The 17,809-nt window shown below is 43.8% G+C and carries 15 protein-coding genes and 1 pseudogene; 10 read left to right on the top strand and 6 right to left on the bottom strand.

Annotated features, from left to right (window positions below):
* Positions 1–36: 36 nt before the first annotated feature.
* On the bottom strand, positions 37–345 hold the full coding sequence (locus QQL66_RS11495) for a putative signal transducing protein (protein WP_284381517.1): 309 nt from the start codon (positions 343–345) through the stop codon (positions 37–39).
* Between the two features lie 101 nt (positions 346–446).
* Between QQL66_RS11495 and QQL66_RS11490 the strand changes: the two genes are divergently transcribed.
* From QQL66_RS11490 to QQL66_RS11460, 7 genes and pseudogenes are all read left to right on the top strand, one after another.
* Positions 447–1,106 (top strand): rRNA large subunit pseudouridine synthase E, encoded by a 660-nt coding sequence (locus tag QQL66_RS11490; protein WP_284381516.1) that lies wholly within the window; start codon positions 447–449, stop codon positions 1,104–1,106.
* Between the two features lie 48 nt (positions 1,107–1,154).
* On the top strand, positions 1,155–1,601 hold the full coding sequence (locus tag QQL66_RS11485) for an NUDIX hydrolase (protein ID WP_284381514.1): 447 nt from the start codon (positions 1,155–1,157) through the stop codon (positions 1,599–1,601).
* Positions 1,601–2,728, top strand: a pseudogene (mnmA, locus tag QQL66_RS11480) (tRNA 2-thiouridine(34) synthase MnmA); the annotation flags it as partial. The gene QQL66_RS11485 and the pseudogene mnmA, both read left to right, overlap by 1 nt.
* Positions 2,729–2,766: 38 nt before the next feature.
* Positions 2,767–3,399 (top strand): high frequency lysogenization protein HflD, encoded by a 633-nt coding sequence (gene hflD / locus QQL66_RS11475; protein WP_284381512.1) that lies wholly within the window; start codon positions 2,767–2,769, stop codon positions 3,397–3,399.
* A 63-nt stretch (positions 3,400–3,462) separates the two neighbouring features.
* The gene (gene purB, locus QQL66_RS11470; protein WP_284381510.1) at positions 3,463–4,839 is read left to right on the top strand and encodes an adenylosuccinate lyase; all 1,377 of its coding nucleotides are present in this window, start codon (positions 3,463–3,465) and stop codon (positions 4,837–4,839) included.
* A 97-nt stretch (positions 4,840–4,936) separates the two neighbouring features.
* Positions 4,937–6,094 (top strand): cupin domain-containing protein, encoded by a 1,158-nt coding sequence (locus QQL66_RS11465; protein WP_284381508.1) that lies wholly within the window; start codon positions 4,937–4,939, stop codon positions 6,092–6,094.
* A 42-nt stretch (positions 6,095–6,136) separates the two neighbouring features.
* Positions 6,137–7,108 (top strand): GNAT family N-acetyltransferase, encoded by a 972-nt coding sequence (locus QQL66_RS11460; RefSeq protein WP_284381506.1) that lies wholly within the window; start codon positions 6,137–6,139, stop codon positions 7,106–7,108.
* An 8-nt stretch (positions 7,109–7,116) separates the two neighbouring features.
* Here the strand turns inward: QQL66_RS11460 and QQL66_RS11455 are convergent, their stop codons facing one another.
* Together QQL66_RS11455 and QQL66_RS11450 are read right to left on the bottom strand one after the other, a co-directional pair.
* The gene (locus tag QQL66_RS11455; protein WP_284381504.1) at positions 7,117–9,390 is read right to left on the bottom strand and encodes an ATP-dependent helicase; all 2,274 of its coding nucleotides are present in this window, start codon (positions 9,388–9,390) and stop codon (positions 7,117–7,119) included.
* Between the two features lie 66 nt (positions 9,391–9,456).
* Positions 9,457–9,864 carry a hypothetical protein gene (locus tag QQL66_RS11450; protein WP_284381503.1) on the bottom strand — a complete coding sequence of 136 codons (408 nt, stop codon included), beginning with the start codon at positions 9,862–9,864 and terminating at the stop codon, positions 9,457–9,459.
* Positions 9,865–10,065: 201 nt separating this feature from the next.
* Here QQL66_RS11450 and ppnP point away from each other — a divergent pair, with 201 nt between their 5' ends.
* The gene (gene ppnP, locus QQL66_RS11445; RefSeq protein ID WP_284381501.1) at positions 10,066–10,347 is read left to right on the top strand and encodes a pyrimidine/purine nucleoside phosphorylase; all 282 of its coding nucleotides are present in this window, start codon (positions 10,066–10,068) and stop codon (positions 10,345–10,347) included.
* Positions 10,348–10,406: 59 nt separating this feature from the next.
* Here ppnP and QQL66_RS11440 read toward each other — a convergent pair whose 3' ends face one another.
* From QQL66_RS11440 to QQL66_RS11430, 3 genes are all read right to left on the bottom strand, one after another.
* A complete protein-coding gene (locus QQL66_RS11440) occupies positions 10,407–11,255 on the bottom strand; it encodes a 23S rRNA (adenine(2030)-N(6))-methyltransferase RlmJ (RefSeq protein ID WP_284381499.1) in 849 nt (282 codons plus the stop codon).
* 138 nt (positions 11,256–11,393) lie between these two features.
* The gene (locus QQL66_RS11435; protein ID WP_284381498.1) at positions 11,394–11,978 is read right to left on the bottom strand and encodes a lysophospholipid acyltransferase family protein; all 585 of its coding nucleotides are present in this window, start codon (positions 11,976–11,978) and stop codon (positions 11,394–11,396) included.
* Between the two features lie 139 nt (positions 11,979–12,117).
* A complete protein-coding gene (locus tag QQL66_RS11430; RefSeq protein ID WP_284381497.1) occupies positions 12,118–14,394 on the bottom strand; it encodes a YgiQ family radical SAM protein in 2,277 nt (758 codons plus the stop codon).
* Between the two features lie 267 nt (positions 14,395–14,661).
* Here QQL66_RS11430 and QQL66_RS11425 point away from each other — a divergent pair, with 267 nt between their 5' ends.
* A complete protein-coding gene (locus QQL66_RS11425) occupies positions 14,662–16,473 on the top strand; it encodes a sensor histidine kinase (protein WP_284381496.1) in 1,812 nt (603 codons plus the stop codon).
* Entirely contained in the window at positions 16,454–17,791 is a 1,338-nt protein-coding gene (gene nosR, locus QQL66_RS11420; RefSeq protein ID WP_284381495.1) for a response regulator c-di-GMP phosphodiesterase, NosR family, read from the top strand. Before QQL66_RS11425 ends, nosR begins: the two co-directional genes overlap by 20 nt.
* The last annotated feature ends 18 nt before the right edge of the window (positions 17,792–17,809 follow it).

Raw genomic sequence — 17,809 nt, 5'->3', positions numbered from 1 at the left:
GCGTCACGCTGGCTTTTTTGTATCACCTCATTTTAGCTACCAATCAGATCTGTCTTCACCACACTTCCAACAGAAATCGAATGCAGGTTCATTTTCCTCCCGACAAGTACAACAACACCATACACCAGCCAACTTGTCAGAATTCATAGCTTTAATAAGTGCGCTAGCTCGATCCTGAAGCCAATCCTCCACCCACAATTCAGGCCAGACATCCACGTAAGCCAACTCACCAGTAGCACCTGCAGCATATTCATTTCTTAGTTCAGCACTGACCCCTTCAATCTCAAGTAGATTCCTTACGTGCACCACAATGAAACCATTCGGATCTGTAAATACTTTAACCAATAGCATTCCTCTAATTTATTTTTCTATTTTTAGTTTAGACAATCCAATCAGCACGACAATCCGATACAATGCGCTCTAAATTACACTATTTATAGAGCACCATGAAAAACCTCATTTTATTCAACAAGCCATTCAATGTTCTTTCACAGTTCACCGATGATCAAGGGCGCTCTACTCTTGCTGATTTCATTACTGAAGACGGTTTCTATGCTGCCGGCCGACTGGATTATGATTCTGAAGGGCTATTACTGCTCACAAACAATGGGCAATTACAGCACAAAATTGCTCACCCTAAACACAAAATGCCCAAAACCTATTGGGTACAAGTCGAAGGTGAGATTACTGAAGAACAGCTAGTCAGACTACGCACTGGCGTCGAACTAAAAGACGGAATGACAAAACCTGCAAAGGCAGAACGCATAGATGAGCCAACCAATCTCTGGCCCAGAAATCCACCCATCAGAGAGCGCGCCAACATTCCTACAAGCTGGGTTGCCCTAACTATTTCAGAAGGACGCAATCGTCAGGTTCGCCGTATGACAGCTCATGTTGGATGCCCAACACTAAGACTAATTCGATATTCCATCGGCCCTTGGAACATTGATAAGCTTGCTAACGGCACACACACATTTTTGGAAGTTAACGTACCCGCTCCATCAAATTCCAAACCACAAGCAAGAAAAAGTAACCGAAAAATCCCCTCTAACCGCAGCAAAAACAGCACTAGCCGTAATAAAAAGCCAAGAAAATTTAACAGTTGAGCTAATTTATCCTAGAATAGCCACCTAATTTTTACTCTGGTTAGCAATATGGTTTGGACACCTCACGGAACAGTCGCCACCATCATAGAAAAAGATGGGAAATTCCTCCTCGTTAAAGAAATTTCCAATGGTATAGAGGTCTATAACCAACCAGCAGGCCATATCGAAGCGGATGAATCTGTATTCGACGCTGCCGTCCGGGAAACATATGAAGAAACAGGCTATCAAGTTTCCATTGATAGCTTTGTAGGCTCTTATATTTATAAAGCTCCTGCTAATGGAGTGACATATCACAGATATTGCTTTGTGGGTTCTATTATTGAGTTTGACCCAAAAGCAACGCTGGACGACGGCATTATAGAAGCTTGCTGGCTTTCATTGGACGAAATCAAAGCACAACCTGAAATGATGAGAAGCCCTATCGTGTTGAAGTGCATTGAAGATTACCTCAATCGCCCCCATCAACCGTTAGAACTCATATATGAACATATTTAACATCTCCATTTAAGAATTCAGTTGACCATCAGTCAGGAAGGTTCATGAAAGTAATAGTTGGCATGTCAGGCGGCGTTGACTCATCCGTATCCGCCCTACTTCTTCAGCAACAAGGCTATGAAGTTGAAGGCTTGTTTATGAAGAACTGGGAAGAAGATGACGGGACGGAATACTGTACCGCAATGGATGATCTGGCGGATGCACAGGCTGTCGCCGATAAACTTGGCATCAAATTGCATAAAGCCAACTTTGCGGCAGAATACTGGGATCGCGTTTTTGAACACTTCATTGAAGAATACAAGGCAGGACGCACCCCGAATCCGGATATCCTTTGCAACAAAGAAATTAAATTCCGAGCTTTTCTGGACTATGCCATCCACCTTGGCGCAGATTACATCGCTACAGGCCACTATTGCCGAAAGCAAGAAATCAATGGACAAGCGTGCCTTGTTAAAGGATTAGACGGAAATAAGGATCAGAGCTATTTCCTTCATGCAGTGGGTGGCGAGAAAATTGCCAAAACACTGTTCCCGGTCGGTGAACTGGAAAAACCCGAAGTGCGCCGAATTGCAGAAGAACACGACCTGATCACTCACAATAAAAAAGACAGCACAGGTATCTGTTTTATTGGTGAGCGACGCTTTAAAGATTTCTTAAAACAATACATTCCTGCCCAACCTGGAAACATAGAGACATCAGAAGGCGATGTGATAGGACGTCATGACGGACTGATGTATCACACGCTAGGTCAGAGACAAGGATTAGGGATTGGTGGATTAAGCAACTACAGTGAAGATCCCTGGTACGTTGCCAAAAAAGACCTCACCCGGAACGTATTAGTCGTTGTTCAAGGCGGACAGCACCCACTACTGTATTGTGATGGGTTAATCGCAAACAAACTCGATTGGGTAAATGATGCCCCGGTTAACGAAAGCAAGCTAACTGCTAAGACACGTTATCGTCAGCCAGATCAGGCCTGTACAGTGGAACGAATGAATGATGGCCGATATAAAGTCATCTTTGATGACCCTCAGCGGGCTGTAACCCCTGGTCAATCTGTTGTGTTTTACGACGGTGAAATCTGCCTTGGCGGCGGCATCATCGAAACAACCTTCGAACAGTCGTAAACGAATATCCTAAATTCTTGTTGTGAGTTGGTAGAGATTTGAAACATACAATTGAAGACAGAACCATTGCCCTAGCTGGAGTTTTTCAGGCAGCCTTTATGGTGGATCAAATTGCCAACCAGGGTAACTGTAATTCATTCTCGCTAGAAAGCAGCTTAAAGTCGCTCACAGTGACAAACCCTGAAAATACTCTAAGCGTATTTGGATCAAGTGCACACAACCTTAGACAAGGACTGCATGCTCAAAAAGAGTTTATGACACCCAAGTCTCAGGGCATCACACCTAATGCCTTACGATATGCAATTTCCTTACTCCATATCGAGTCACGTTTACGCAGGGAACCTGAATTACTGAATGTGATTGCTGAGCGGCTGGATCAGTTGGATAAGCAACTGGAACACTTTGATATCACCCATGAAAACATCATCAAATCATTGGCTGATTTATACAAAGACACCATCAGTACATTGAAATTCAGAATTCAAGTGAATGGTAATCCAACCTACTTACAGAACCCTACTAACGCCGAAAAAATACGGGCTATCCTTTTAGCAGGCGTTCGAGCAGCCATTTTATGGCGCCAAGTGGGCGGTAGACGCTGGCACTTAATTTTTTCGAGAAAGCAATACCAGCAAGCCTGTGACCGCTTAATGAATTCAGGTTATCAGTGACAGAGATTCACTGAAACCAAGAGAAACTAAACCTAGCCACCTAAATACTAAACGGTAACTAAAATGAACCTTAATGCATTAACTGCTCTATCTCCTGTCGATGGCCGCTACGGTAGCAAGACAAAAGCTTTACGCAATCACTTTAGTGAATATGGACTTATCCGTAACCGCGTGAAAGTTGAAGTTCGTTGGCTACAAGCGCTAGCAAACAACCCTGCCATTCAAGAAGTTGCGCCATTTTCTGATGAAGCAAATGCACTACTAAACACTCTGGTAGATGGTTTCTCTGAAGCGGAAGCAAACCGAGTAAAAGACATTGAAACTGGCCCTGGCGGCACAAACCATGACGTTAAAGCCGTTGAGTACCTAATCAAAGAACGCATTAAAGACAATGCAGAACTGAACAAAGTGTTGGAGTTTGTACACTTTGCATGTACTTCTGAAGACATTAACAACCTGTCTCACGCGTTAATGCTGTCTGGTGGTCTAGAAGAAACCATCATCCCTGAAATGACTAAAGTGATCGATGCCATCCGTGCATTGGCACATGAATACGCAGAACAGCCAATGCTGTCTCGTACACATGGTCAAACGGCTTCTCCGACCACTATGGGTAAAGAGATGGCAAACGTAGTGGCTCGTCTTGAGCTACAACTAAACTCCGTTAAAAACGTAAAGCTACTAGGTAAGATCAATGGCGCCGTTGGTAACTACAACGCTCACCTATCAGCTTATCCAGATGTTGACTGGGTTGCACATGCCAAAACCTTTGTTGAGTCCCTTGGCTTAACCTGGAACCCATACACCACTCAGATCGAACCGCACGATTACATTGCAGAGCTTTACGACGCAATTGCTCGCTTCAACACCATCCTGATTGATTTCGATCGTGACATCTGGGCATATATTTCTTTAGGTTACTTCAAACAGCGCCCTGTAGCTGGTGAAGTTGGTTCTTCAACCATGCCACACAAAGTTAACCCAATCGACTTCGAAAACTCTGAAGGCAACCTGGGCATTGCTAACGCTATCATGCAGCACTTGTCTGCCAAGCTACCAATCTCTCGCTGGCAGCGTGACCTAACCGACTCCACAGTTCTTCGTAACCTTGGTGTTGGCTTGGGTTACTCTTTGATTGCTTATGGCGCAACATTGAAAGGCATCAGCAAATTAGAACTGAACGCTGACCGCCTGCTGGCAGACCTGAACAATGCCTGGGAAGTAATGGCTGAGCCGATTCAAACAGTAATGCGTCGTTATAACATTGAAGGCGCTTACGAGAAGCTAAAAGAACTGACTCGTGGTAAAACGATCGATCAACAAGCAATGCAAAGCTTTGTAGAAACGCTGGACATCCCAGCCGAAGCCAAACAAATCTTGATTGATATGACGCCTGCAACCTACATTGGTAATGCAATTGAGCAAGCCAAAAACATCTAAGGCCACAGTCAGCTAAACTTATATAAGGGCCAATTGGCCCTTATTTTTTTATCGCAATAAAATCACAACTCGCCAATGCAGCATACAAGGATGCGCTATGAATATTTTTGAAAAAGCCGGTATTACCGAAGAAGAGTTTCTTAACGAATATTGGCAAAAGAAACCGTTATTCATTCAAAACGCTTTCGAAGCGTTTGAGCCTATCCTTTCTGCTGATGAGTTAGCCGGTTTAGCGTGCGAAGAAAACATCGAGTCGAGATTGATCTTTGAACACGGGCCAAATCATCCTTGGGAGCTTAAAAACGGACCATTTGACGAAAAGGTTTTCAGTCAACTCCCAGAGAAAGCCTGGACCTTACTTGTTCAAGCCGTGGACCAAGTTATCCCTGATGGAAGCCAATTACTGGAATACTTTAATTTCATCCCGAACTGGCGATTGGATGATTTAATGATCAGCTTTGCGGTACCAGGTGGCAGCGTTGGGCCTCACTACGATCAATACGATGTATTTCTTATTCAGGCAGAAGGCGAAAGAATCTGGCAAATAGGTGACCCTTGCACCGCCGATACTGAATTCAGAAAGGATACGCCTTTGCATATTCTTGCTGAATTTGACAGCACACAAGAGTGGCACACCAAACCTGGTGACATTCTTTACATTCCACCTAGAGTCCCCCACTTTGGTGTTGCAGCTACCCCCTGCCAAACCTACTCAGTAGGCTTTCGAGCTCCATCTCATGGTGAAATCCTTGAGGGTTTCGCTGGCTTCATGTCGGACAAATTGAGCTCGGACCAAAGGTTCACTGATACGTTTACCGGTCAGATAGAAAATCCAGGACTGATTACAGATTCAACCATTGATGAGCTTCAAAAAATCATCACACAAGCCGTTTCTGATCGTGCATCTATCAAGGAATGGTTTGCAGGCTTCATGTCTCAGCCTAAATATGAAGAGAATCAAGACGAGATCCCGTTCTCGGTTTCTGACGAAGAAATGGCAGCAATCATTGAAAGCTCTGACATGCTTGCAAGGAACGAACAAGCGCGTTTCGTGTACATTGAAGAGGATAAAACCTTAGTACTATTTGTGAATGGGCACCGCATCCCATCAACAAATAAATCCAACGAACTGATTATGCTATTGTGCCAAGAACGTTGCATTTCTATTGAAAAGCATAATAAGCTTCTGGTCTGTAACGAGAATATAAAAATTATTAAAAACCTGTACGAGCAAGACTGGCTATACGTTGAATAACGAATGTAAGTGAGCCTGCTCGTTTTGTAGTAGGTCTCACTCATGAATACACCCAACATCATCGTCCATGAAACCACCTGGCAATCAGGCCAAACAGAGCTAAAAAAGCTACGAAGCGTCGTCGCCTTTCAGAAAGGTATTCCCGTTTCCCGGGCCTTTGATGTTTACGATAACAAGAGCATTCATTTCATTGCTTACAATGAAGAACATAGAGCCGTTGGCTGTTGCCGCCTAATGGATAATGGTCGAATCTCCCGACCTCAGGTTCTCATTGAATATCAAATGAAGGGCATTGAAAACAAACTCATCGAGCACATTGTCAAATACGCAAAAACCAAAACCAGCTTTGATGAACTTTCCATTCTTGAAGATGTAAGAATCGCACCATATTACGTTCATTTTGGATTCCAGTCAGAAGGCGCCCCTATTTCTGAATATGGTCTTCCAGCCCAGATGATGAAATACAAGATAGTTCGTGAAGATCGGCAACACTCCAGCTCATCCCCTATTTATGATGGCAACATCATGCAAAACATTGATCAAATCAAAGGATTCAATGACAAGGAATCCTATCTGGAAGCGCTTATACAAATTGCTGAACACTGCACAAGAACAATCAAAATATATTCTCCAACACTACCAGCAGATATATTCAGCGATGCTCGTTTATTAAACATTTTCAGCCACCACTGCCGAAGAAGCCGATTCACTGAAATCAAAGTCCTAGTGATCAATGAGAAAGACATGGTGTCTTGCACACACGGTTTGCGGAGTCTGTACGAGAAAATCCCTTCCTCCATCAGCATTCGTAAATTAGTACCTACCGATGATGAAATTGATTACCGTGAATATATGATTTCGGATGACGGCCACATGACCATTCGAGCCAGAACCCGGAGCATTCAAGGCGAGCTAAGTTCTAATAGAGCAGAGATTGCCAAACAAATAACAATTTTCGATGACTTTTGGCAAAGAAGCCGCACTATCGCAGATCTGCGATTAACAACTTATTAGATTGTTCGTTATAGAAACTCTAAATACTGGGAAGCAACGCGTTTATCAAATTGCTTCTCAATGCCTGTTTCGAATTTAATGATCCAGTATTTCTTCTCGTCGGCCAGAATCACACCCTCTCCATAGACCTGATGCCTAACCTTTGGGCTCATCTGTCGTTTAGAGCTTGAGCTGGAAATTGCTTTAGTCGCTCTATTAATCGCCCCCAATGACTCTGGTTCATCAATCATTTCAAGTGTTTGAGGAATATTCACGTTAAGACAGTAATCCGCGGCCATCTGAAAATTTTTCACAGGCACTTTGATGGTCGAATTTGTCCCCTTTGACAGACTGGCCCCGACCACATCCGAAGTCTCAAAGGCCATTTCTGAAACAAAAGGGCTTGGCAAATCTGAATTAGCGCTGGAATCAGAACCTGATGATTTGGGCACAAGAATGTGGAGAAAAGACTTTGCTCGCGTCATAGCAACGTACATCAATCGTCGTTCACTCTCAATCGAGGACGGTACAGTAAGCTCTCCCTCAGGCTGATACGGCATGAACCGCTGACTTAACGCCGGAATGATAACGCATGGCCACTCAAGCCCTTTCGCTCTGTGCATTGATGTTAACTTAACACCATCTACATTCGACGACTGCCGCTTTTCTCGCAACGACTGCCAATGAGACCAACCGTCTTTTGATGGAAGCTGTAGCCCTCTGAAGTACCTCATAAAAGCTCGAACTGTTTCAAGACGATCATCCACCTGCTGAGCCGAAAAGGCACTGTCACGAATCCCCTCTTCCATATCCGTAATATTGAAGAATTTTTGCAGCAATTGGTCCGAAGTAAAACGATCGGTTTGTGACTGATCCAACAAACGAGAACGCGCTAAAAGCTGATCCGCCTGTCGATTTGAAAGGTTATCAGGCATCACGCTTCGGATCGATTTCCCTGGTTGATCACCGAACTGAGCCGCCAACTGAGCAATTTGAAGCAAGACTTTTCTTCGTATCTTGGGAAAAGGCTGGGTAAGCAATGTGATTAACAAGTCAGTCTTATGCTCTACAGTGAGACCAGAGTATTGCCCAGAGGCAATCAACAGTAAGGCTTCAAAGCTTGCCAGCTCTTTACGATCAAGTACCGACACGGAATGATCAAGCGTATAAGGAATATCGTGCTCTAACAAAGCCAATTCAATGGGAGCACTTATTGCCCATATACGATTCAGGATAGCAATCTGACTTAAGGCAAGCGACCCAGAATATTGGCGAACGGTATGAATGACTTGCTTACTGTAATCGTCGTATTCATCCAGATAGATTTTCGTATCCGGGTTTTGTGAATGCGATAAGCACAGCACACCTTTTCGATCAGGATTTTTCTCAATCAAGAAATTACACAGAAGCGAAAGCCTGTGACCATAACGAAAGGTATTAGAGAGGTTGTAGAGCGTGACACCTTCGAAAGCATGATCAAACTCAGTGGTCATAAACTCCGGTCGAGACCCCCGAAATTCATAAATCGTCTGATCTGGATCACCCACCACCATGAGATCTCCGCGATCACCACGCACCATCGTCAGCAAAAACTGTTGAATCTCATTAATGTCCTGGTATTCATCCACAATGATTTGCTGCATGTGACCAGAAAACTGCTGGGCAACCGCAGAATTTTTTGACAGGAAACAACACGGGTCATACAGCATGTCACTGAACGAAATTCGAGCTTGTTGCTTGCGCCATGACTCAAACTTATGAAAAACCTTTGGAAAGAAATGACAAACACGAGGCAGACCCGATGATTCAAACACCTCTTCCGGGCTTCGAAGCGTCGACTTAACAAGATCAATAAAGCTTACCGCAGGCTCTACCCACTTACTTTTCTGATCCAATATATCTTTTGCCGTCTCTGGATCACTACACGCCTGGAGCAATCGCCAGACTTCCGACTCTATTTCACCGTCAGAAAGCAAACGTTGATTAAATACAGGCAAAAGCCCCATTTGGATCAACTGCTTATAAATTCTTAACCCCAGGGAATGAAAAGTTCGAACTTCAGGAATGGATACGAAAGAGGAATCGCCTTTAGACAACAGCTGACGAAGCTTGGCCTGAAAATCCTCCTGCGCGGCTTTGTTGTACATCAACACCAATATACGTCTGGGCTGCAAGCCCCGAGTAAGGCACTGTCGAACAAAATACACTAAGGTGGTCGTTTTACCGGCACCAGCAACAGCCATCACCTTAGCATGACCATTTTCATGTCGAATCACTGAAAGCTGTTCTGGAGTAAGAGCCATAAAAAAACGCACTTCAAAAAAGAAGTGCGATTCTAAACAATTTGCTGAAGGGATTAAAACGTTAGGTCATCTCATCGCAATTTTGGTGAATATTCTGTGTGAGTTTTCAGCCCGCTCAAAGACTAACCGAGCAGGACGGTGAAAGCCTGGCAGAATTACCCGGATAATAATCGCTCTATCAGTAGAAACCGCAGATAACTGACCCGTTTTACCCGTTTTGATATCACGACAAAAACCTATTAATTTGCCATCTTGAAGGTTGCCTTCCACTTTATAGCGATAACCCTCTGTATCAAGAACACCTATTACATCTACACCAGCACGATTAAGTGTTAGTTGAGAGGGCTGACCAGAAACCTTTCCAAGATACAAACCCGCCCACTCTTCAGCATGGGCCAACATTGAAAGTCCTGAAAGAGATACTGACATGGCTCCTGCAATCAGCATACGTTGAAGCACTGCAAATAACTTCATACCGTACCCCTTTTTGGTGAATTACAACCTTAAAGCTAGCTGAATCTGCTCTCTCTCACCTCTCATTATTATGAGACACTGCGTTCAGAGATAGAAAATAGGCCAGCCTGACCGAAAGAGTCTCTTTGCTAAAAGTATGTCTGTGGTAGAATGCACCACCAATTTTTTGAGACTCACCCTGAGTCACACAGAGGACAAAACATGCTAGAAGTAAATGAATACTTTGATGGGAAAGTAAAATCCATTGCACTACAAACGGAAACGCTTCCTGCAACAGTAGGTGTTATGGCACCAGGTGAGTATGAGTTCGGTACAAGCCAAAATGAAGTGATGACCGTTGTGTCTGGCGCTTTGACTGTCCTGCTACCAGGCGAAACTGAGTGGCAAACCTTTGAAAAAGGCAGTTCTTTTGAAATCGCTGCTAATTCAAAGTTTCAATTGAAAGTAGCTATTGATACTGCGTACTTCTGCACGTACGAGTAATAGTTCGATTCACTCCTGATTAATTCAGGAGTGAATACCTATCCAGCCTCAATCTATCGCTAGATTCCTTCATATTCCAACGCAAAATCGCCTGATAACGGGTCGCACATCAGGGATTTCATCACTGGCAAGGCTTCATTAAGCAGTTCAGGAAGTACGTAAGGCGGGTTAACAATAAACATACCACTGCCATACATCCCCTTCTCTTTCGGCATTCCTTTAACGGAAAGAGTCGCATGCAACCAGGATTCAGCACCACATTTCTTTAGCAGCTTAGGAAATTCGCGACTTTCTATTGAAGACAGTTGAGGATACCAAACCGCAAAGGTACCACTCTTAAAGCGCTGCAAGGCACTTTTAAGAAGTTTCGCAACTTTCTGGTAATCCTTCTTATCCTCATAAGGTGGATCAATCAAGACAACGGCACGTTTGGTCGGTGGCGGCATAACCGCCTTAACGCCGGTAAAACCATCAGACAACTCAATGTGTGCTCTTTTACGAACCAAGGTCTGCATATTTTCCGTCAATAGTTTCGCGTCGTTCGGGTGTAGCTCATGCAAACGAAGCTTGTCAGCCGGACGCAACATCTTAGCAGCAAACCAAGGAGAACCAGGGTAAAAAGTCAGACTGCGGTGACCTTCATTAGCTTCTGAAACCAAAGATTGATACGACTTGATCAAAGACGGCATATCCTCTTTGTACAAGACTTTGCTGATACCCGTTTTGTATTCTGAATTCTTCGCTGCAAACTTACTGTCCAGCTTATAAAACCCTGCACCAGAGTGACTATCGATGTACCAAAACGGTTTATCCTTTTTCAGATAATACTCAAGGATCGAAACCAAAACAGAATGTTTAAGAACATCAGCGTGATTGCCTGCATGAAATGCGTGTCGATAGCTCAGCATGGAATTACTCAGTTGGATTACACAGTTAAATTAAATAGCGGAAAGCTTAGAAAGAAAGCAGATATAAAAAGAGCCGCAGTGTAGCGACTCCTTAGTAATAGCACAATTGATACTTGTACAGCATTAATTGTTGGCGAATCATTCATTAGCACATTGGTCTTCGTGCTTACCAGATATACCTTTATAGAAGGCCTGCATTTCAGCAATATCTCTATCAACATCCCCGGTCAAATAGAAAGTAGGACCGAAGCCGCCTCGCTTTTGCTTGTAATCCAGGAAGGCAAGGCCGATTGGAATATCCGCGCCTTGAGCAATGTAATAGAAGCCCGTCTTCCACTTTTCCGTTCTTGAGCGAGTACCTTCAGGAGGGATAGCCAGAGCACACTCATCCAATTGATTAAGACCAAGAACGATTTGCTCAACCAAATTATTCTTTTGACGACGATCGACTGGTATACCACCAAGCCACTTCATGATAGGCCCCATAGGCCCTTTAAATAAGGTATGTTTTCCCATCCAGTTCAATCTAAAACCAAACAAGAAAGCCATTGCTAATGTAATCGGAAAGTCCCAATTACTGGTGTGTGGCACAGCCACTAACACAAACTTCTTCTCTTTAGGAGGCGTTCCTACCAACTTCCAGCCTGACAGCTTTATACCAATCCATGATAACACCCAGAAGATTTGACGTACCACAGGTGTGGTATAGATAGTACGGCGCACAAGTACCTCAAACAGTCACTCAAAAAAGTGCGCGTATGCTAACACATGTAAGCTGAAAGTCATTAATTAGTTTTGAAATTCTTGATCGAAAGCAATAGCACACTAAAAACCGAGCTATGCCCGGTTTTTAGTAATTCGACTATCGTTTTTTAGACTTAGGAGCGTTTTTGGAGCCTGCTGGTTTCTTGGCCCCAGTAGGCTTCTTGGTTCCAGCGGGCTTATTGCCTTTAGCCGGTTTGGCAGGCTTATTCTGCCCCGGCTTCTGATCAGGATTGTACGGTAATCCTGTATGCTGCGTTCGAGCTGTGTTGAAATTCTTCACAGAACGATTCTTCATTCGGTGATTTCGGCGACGAGCATCAATCTCCAGACGAGACTCCGGTGGCACCAAACAATCTTTGCCTCGTCCAATCAGATTAGCTTTACCCATACGTTTCAACGCTTCACGAAGCATCGGCCAATTGTCCGGATCATGGTATCTCAAGAAGGCTTTATGCAGCTTTCTTTGTTCCTTCGTCTTGGCACTGAAGACTCGCTCACCATCCTTTTTAATAGGCTTCAATGGATTACGTTCTGTGTAATACATGGTGGAAGCCGTTGCCATCGGAGACGGATAGAAGTTTTGAACCTGATCAACACGGAAACCATTCTGTTTCAACCATAAAGCCAGACTCATCATATCGCGATCAGTAGACCCTGGATGGGCAGAAATGAAATATGGGATTAGATATTGTTCTTTGCCCGCTTCCTTAGAGAACTTCTCAAACATGTTCTTAAAGCGATAATACGTCCCCATGCCCGGCTTCATCATCTTACTTAGCGGGCCATCTTCACTGTGCTCAGGAGCAATTTTGAGGTAGCCACCCACGTGATGAGTCACAAGCTCTTTAACGTATTCAGGGTCTTCCACTGCAAGGTCGTATCTTAACCCGGAAGCAATAGCAATTTTCTTAACCCCATCAATATCCCTGGCTTTCCTGTATAGCTGAGTGGTCGGGCTATGATCTGTATTTAGATTCGAACAAATGGTCGGATAGACACAAGACGGACGACGACAGCTTTCTTCAATCTTCTTATCTTTACAGTTAAGACGATACATATTCGCCGTTGGCCCGCCAAGATCAGAGATCATCCCGGTAAAGCCTGGCGTCTTATCTCTGATCTTTTCAATTTCTTCCAAAATTGACGCTTCAGAGCGACTCTGAATAATTCGGCCTTCGTGTTCGGTAATAGAACAGAAAGTACAGCCACCAAAGCAGCCTCGCATGATGTTCACTGAGAAACGAATCATTTCATAGGCTGGAATTCTGGCATCGCCATACTTTGGATGAGGCACTCGCTGGTAAGCCATTTCAAACACCCAATCCAGCTCTTCTGTGGTAAGCGGGATCGGAGGCGGATTCAGCCACACGTCATTTCGGCCATGACGTTGGACCAAAGCTCGTGCATTGCCAGGGTTGGTTTCTTTATGGAAGATACGATCCGTATGAGCATAAAGGATCTCGTCCTTTCTTACCTGCTCAAACGACGGCAGCCTAATATAGCTGCGGGTTGGATCTGTTTGGCGCGCAGAGACATCAGGAATGATCGTTACTGCTTCTTCCGAGCCCATTTGAGGTTTTTCATCTTCGTTAACGTATTCGTACGGATTCGGTCTTGCAACCACTCGCCCAGGCTGATCTACCCGAGTCGAATCAATTTCATCCCAACCCGCTGGCATGTCTTTTCGTAGGAAACCGGTTCCACGAACATCCGTTATCTCAGTGACTTTTTCACCGTTTGCGATTCGATGAGCTACTTCTACCAGTGCGCGTTCAGAGTTCCCGAACATCAACATGTCTGCGGTGGAATCCAGCAGTACGGAACGTCGGATACTTTCAGACCAATAATCGTAATGCGCTAAACGTCTAAGGCTGGCCTCAATGCCACCAATAATGACAGGCACATCTTTATAGGCTTCCTTACATTTCTGGGTATAAACAGTAACTGCTCGATCAGGACGTTTGCCAGGCTCTTCATTAGGAGTATAAGCATCATCATGGCGTAAACGACGATCAGCCGTGTAACGGTTGATCATTGAATCCATGTTGCCCGCAGTCACACCAAAGAACAGATTAGGTTTACCCAGACGTTCAAAATTCTCTTTTTCACGCCAATCCGGCTGGTCAATAATGCCTACTCGGAAACCTTGTGCTTCAAGTGTTCGGCCAATCACTGCCATACCAAAACTAGGATGATCAACATAAGCATCCCCTGTTACTAAGATAATGTCACAGCTATCCCAACCTAGCTCATCCATTTCAGAGCGAGAAGTAGGAAGAAATGGGGCAACGCCAAAGCATTCAGCCCAATACTTTGGATAATCAAAGATTTGAGTGATTTTTTTTGTGGAACTAGGTGCAACAGCAGACGGCATAACTGTTTATTCTTTAATCAATTAACAAGGGCGCGCTATTCTAACTGAAATAGTCGGTTATTCCGAGTTCTTCCGTCTAAAAAAAGTATTGAGGAATTTTTGAAACAAAGAATCTTATTCTTCAACTAGGTCTAATCCAATTAACACTCCTATTATTAGAAAGTAAAAGCCCTTAAACACCTGAATATACCTTGACGCAGCTACTGTCCTTGACTATTACAAATAGTACTGTTTTCAAGGACAGTTTAATTCCAAAGGATTGAAGCGATGAATCATCAAAAAGCATGTACAGACCAGTCACTGGTTGAAATCTTTGATGCGTTCAAAATGACATTAAACAACTGTGGGCTTGCTTGGATTTGGCAACAGGCAGAGTACAGTGCAAACATTAATAATGCACTTTACTCTGAATCGCCCGAGAGCATTACCGACATCCCCCCTGAAATCATCTTCAATACAGCATTGGAAATACACAAAGAAGGTGTTTGGCAGGAAGCAAAAGTCGAGTATGAAGACACCCCCTATTCTGCACATGTATTTTCAGTAGCAATCAGTGCCTCTCAGGCTTCTATCGTCATATTACTGACCAAAGCTGGAGCGCCTCGGCCTTCACTTGACAGAGAAGTTCTATATCTCTTTGCCAATTCTATGGGCCTTAAACGAGCATTAATGCAGACCCAGGAAGATTTAGATGACCTGCAAAACCACATGAGATACCAAGTGGTCTGGTCTGAATGCATTGAATGGACAAAAAACATTATTCGGGAAGACAGCAGCTTATACAGCGAGTTACTCACTCGATTGGTCATCATTAGTAATTCCTCCCAAGGCGCGATCTTTGTTCAGGACAAACCCGCGTTAAATGCGTTTAAAGGCGGAACAGAACTAGAGCTAAAAGAAAAGCTTGATCACTTCAAAGAACGCAAAGAGGTGGAAGAACTCCGAGGGTACTTTGTTGAAAACAATCCCTATAAGGCCAAAAACCCGGAGACGGGAGAATTATTCGACCACGTGCTCCTTGGGCCAGCGCGCAGTGCCGCCCGAAACAGAAACGCATTAATTGTGTTGTTCAAGTCAGCAGAAAAGGAACCCTACTCTGTTACTGATCGCGCTTATATCGAGCAAATTATTTCTTCTGTCTTTATGGGGCTGGATAAAAACAGTCTGATGCGTGCGCTGGCAAAATCGAATAAAGCCTTAAAGCAAGAGCGAGAAACACAAAAAGAATTAATTCAGCAGCTACAAGAAGCACAAGAACAACTGCTCCAATCCGAAAAAATGGCCTCAATCGGTCAACTTGCCGCTGGTGTAGCTCATGAAATTAATAACCCTATTGGCTTTGTAAAAACCAACATTTCAGTTTTAGGGTCTTACAGCAAAACCCTTTTAGAAAAATTCAAGCAAGTCAGACAGAGATTGGTCGATGAAAAAGACCAAGGAATGCTTGCCTTTTTTGATGAAATTGCAGAAGAAATTGACTTAGAAGACCTTGAAGAAGATCTGCCTGATCTACTGGATGATGCAAATGACGGGATATCCAGAGTCAGTAGCATTGTTCAGGATCTTAAAGACTTTTCCCGCACAGACTCAGGAAACTTTGAGCACTGTGATTTGCAGGTTCCTCTCAATAAAGCACTAAATATCGCTCATAACGAAATCAAGTATAAAGTCGATGTAGAAACCGATTTCGCCGAATTACCTGAAATTCAAATGGTCGAATCGCAAATCTGTCAGGTCGCGCTAAACTTTATAGTTAATGCCGCCCACTCCATTGATAAGAAAGGCACCATAACCATCACCACGGAGCAACTTTCTGATGAAATGGTTCAGTTCTCAATCACAGATACCGGGCACGGCATCGAGAAAGAGCATTTGAAAAAAATATTCGACCCATTTTTTACGACAAAACCCATAGGAAAAGGAACGGGGCTTGGACTGTCCCTTTCGTATGGAATCATTCAACGTCATCACGGAATCATACATGTGGACAGCGAAGTCGGTGTAGGAACAACCTTTACGACCATTTTACCTGTGAAACAACCAATGGAAGGAGAACAGCGTGAACTCTCCTGTGGTTAAAAGCAGCTCTCAAATAATTGAAAAAGTACTTTTTGTTGATGATGAACCCCAAATTTTACGCGCACTGAAACGGCTGTTTAAGAAAGAAAGCTTTGAATGTCTCTTTGCAGAAAGTGGGCCTGAAGCTTTAGAGATCATGGATGAAACACCTATTGATCTGATTGTCTCTGACATGCGAATGCCCAGAATGAACGGTGCAGAGTTCTTGTCTCTCGCACGCGAAAAAGCGCCATCCACCAAAAGCATATTACTTACGGGTCACTCTGATATCACATCAACTATTGAGGCCCTGAATAAAGGCGGTATTTACCGTTATATTAGTAAGCCTTGGGAGGATGAAGATCTCAAACGGACCATTGAAGAGGCTTTGAAAGTAAAGCGTCTTGAGCGTGAGCGAAACCAATTATTGGTCATCACTCATAAGCAAAATAAAAAGCTCAAATCCTTTAACTCGGAACTAGAAAGTAAAGTAGAAGAGCGTACCCAAGAACTTAACCGAACTATGGGGTTGCTGGATAAGTCCTACTCTGAATTGATTGACAGCTATGACACCTTTATTCGCGTGTTTTCAACGGTTGTTTCAAGTCGATTCCAAACCGAGCGTCAACGCCCTGCAATGGTGGGAGAGCTTGCGGGTGAAATCGCCGAAATGTGTGATCTCCCTGAACACATCTGCAAACAAGTGGCTTATGCCGGCTTACTCCATGAACTAGGAAAGATCAGTTTACCTGATGAAGTACTCGATCAATGTGAGTCAAAACTCTCGGACGAACATTTCAAGCAATACCGAAAATACCCAACGGTCGGTGCATCTATCCTAATGAGCATTAAAGGCCTCGATGAGTGCGCCCGCTTCATTAATGAACACATGGAAAACCTGGATGGCACAGGCTTTCCAAAACGCCTGGATCGTCAGGAAATATCCTACGGAGCCAAAATACTAAGAATTGCAAAAGACTTCGTAGGTTTGCAACTGGCCCTTCTCTTCGAAGCACCTCGCGACGCCAATGGTGCGTTTGCCTATATCAAAAGCCGCTCAGGGAAAGTTTACGAAACCAAGCTAGTCAACAAACTGCATAAGCTTGTTGGAAAGTATGACCTTTGCAATCTTGCTCCGAATGAATCAGCAATGGAAGTAATGGCACTGCATCCAGGAATGATCACGGCCCGAGATGTTGTTAACAATTACGGTATTTTGCTCATTGCCAAAGGACGCATGATCACAGAGAAAAATATTGAGCAATTAGCCACCATTGAAACAATTGAAGAATGTAAGCTGCGAATATTGATAGAAAATAGTAGTATCGAGAACAAATAGCTTTATAACGCAGTTTCA

Source organism: Litoribrevibacter albus, from assembly GCF_030159995.1.
Lineage (GTDB): Bacteria > Pseudomonadota > Gammaproteobacteria > Pseudomonadales > Litoribrevibacteraceae > Litoribrevibacter > Litoribrevibacter albus.
Note: the sequence above shows the minus strand (reverse complement) of the source record. Positions and strands in the feature narration are given on the sequence as shown.

Bases quoted from the DNA above. Each gene is read 5' to 3' on its own strand.
- QQL66_RS11490 (WP_284381516.1), top strand. From the start codon at position 447: ATGAAAAACCTCATTTTATTCAACAAGCCATTCAATGTTCTTTCACAG.
- QQL66_RS11485 (WP_284381514.1), top strand. From the start codon at position 1,155: ATGGTTTGGACACCTCACGGAACAGTCGCCACCATCATAGAAAAAGAT.
- purB (WP_284381510.1), top strand. From the start codon at position 3,463: ATGAACCTTAATGCATTAACTGCTCTATCTCCTGTCGATGGCCGCTAC.
- QQL66_RS11465 (WP_284381508.1), top strand. From the start codon at position 4,937: ATGAATATTTTTGAAAAAGCCGGTATTACCGAAGAAGAGTTTCTTAAC.
- QQL66_RS11460 (WP_284381506.1), top strand. From the start codon at position 6,137: ATGAATACACCCAACATCATCGTCCATGAAACCACCTGGCAATCAGGC.
- QQL66_RS11455 (WP_284381504.1), bottom strand. From the start codon at position 9,390: ATGGCTCTTACTCCAGAACAGCTTTCAGTGATTCGACATGAAAATGGT.
- QQL66_RS11450 (WP_284381503.1), bottom strand. From the start codon at position 9,864: ATGAAGTTATTTGCAGTGCTTCAACGTATGCTGATTGCAGGAGCCATG.
- ppnP (WP_284381501.1), top strand. From the start codon at position 10,066: ATGCTAGAAGTAAATGAATACTTTGATGGGAAAGTAAAATCCATTGCA.
- QQL66_RS11440 (WP_284381499.1), bottom strand. From the start codon at position 11,255: ATGCTGAGCTATCGACACGCATTTCATGCAGGCAATCACGCTGATGTT.
- QQL66_RS11430 (WP_284381497.1), bottom strand. From the start codon at position 14,394: ATGCCGTCTGCTGTTGCACCTAGTTCCACAAAAAAAATCACTCAAATC.
- QQL66_RS11425 (WP_284381496.1), top strand. From the start codon at position 14,662: ATGAATCATCAAAAAGCATGTACAGACCAGTCACTGGTTGAAATCTTT.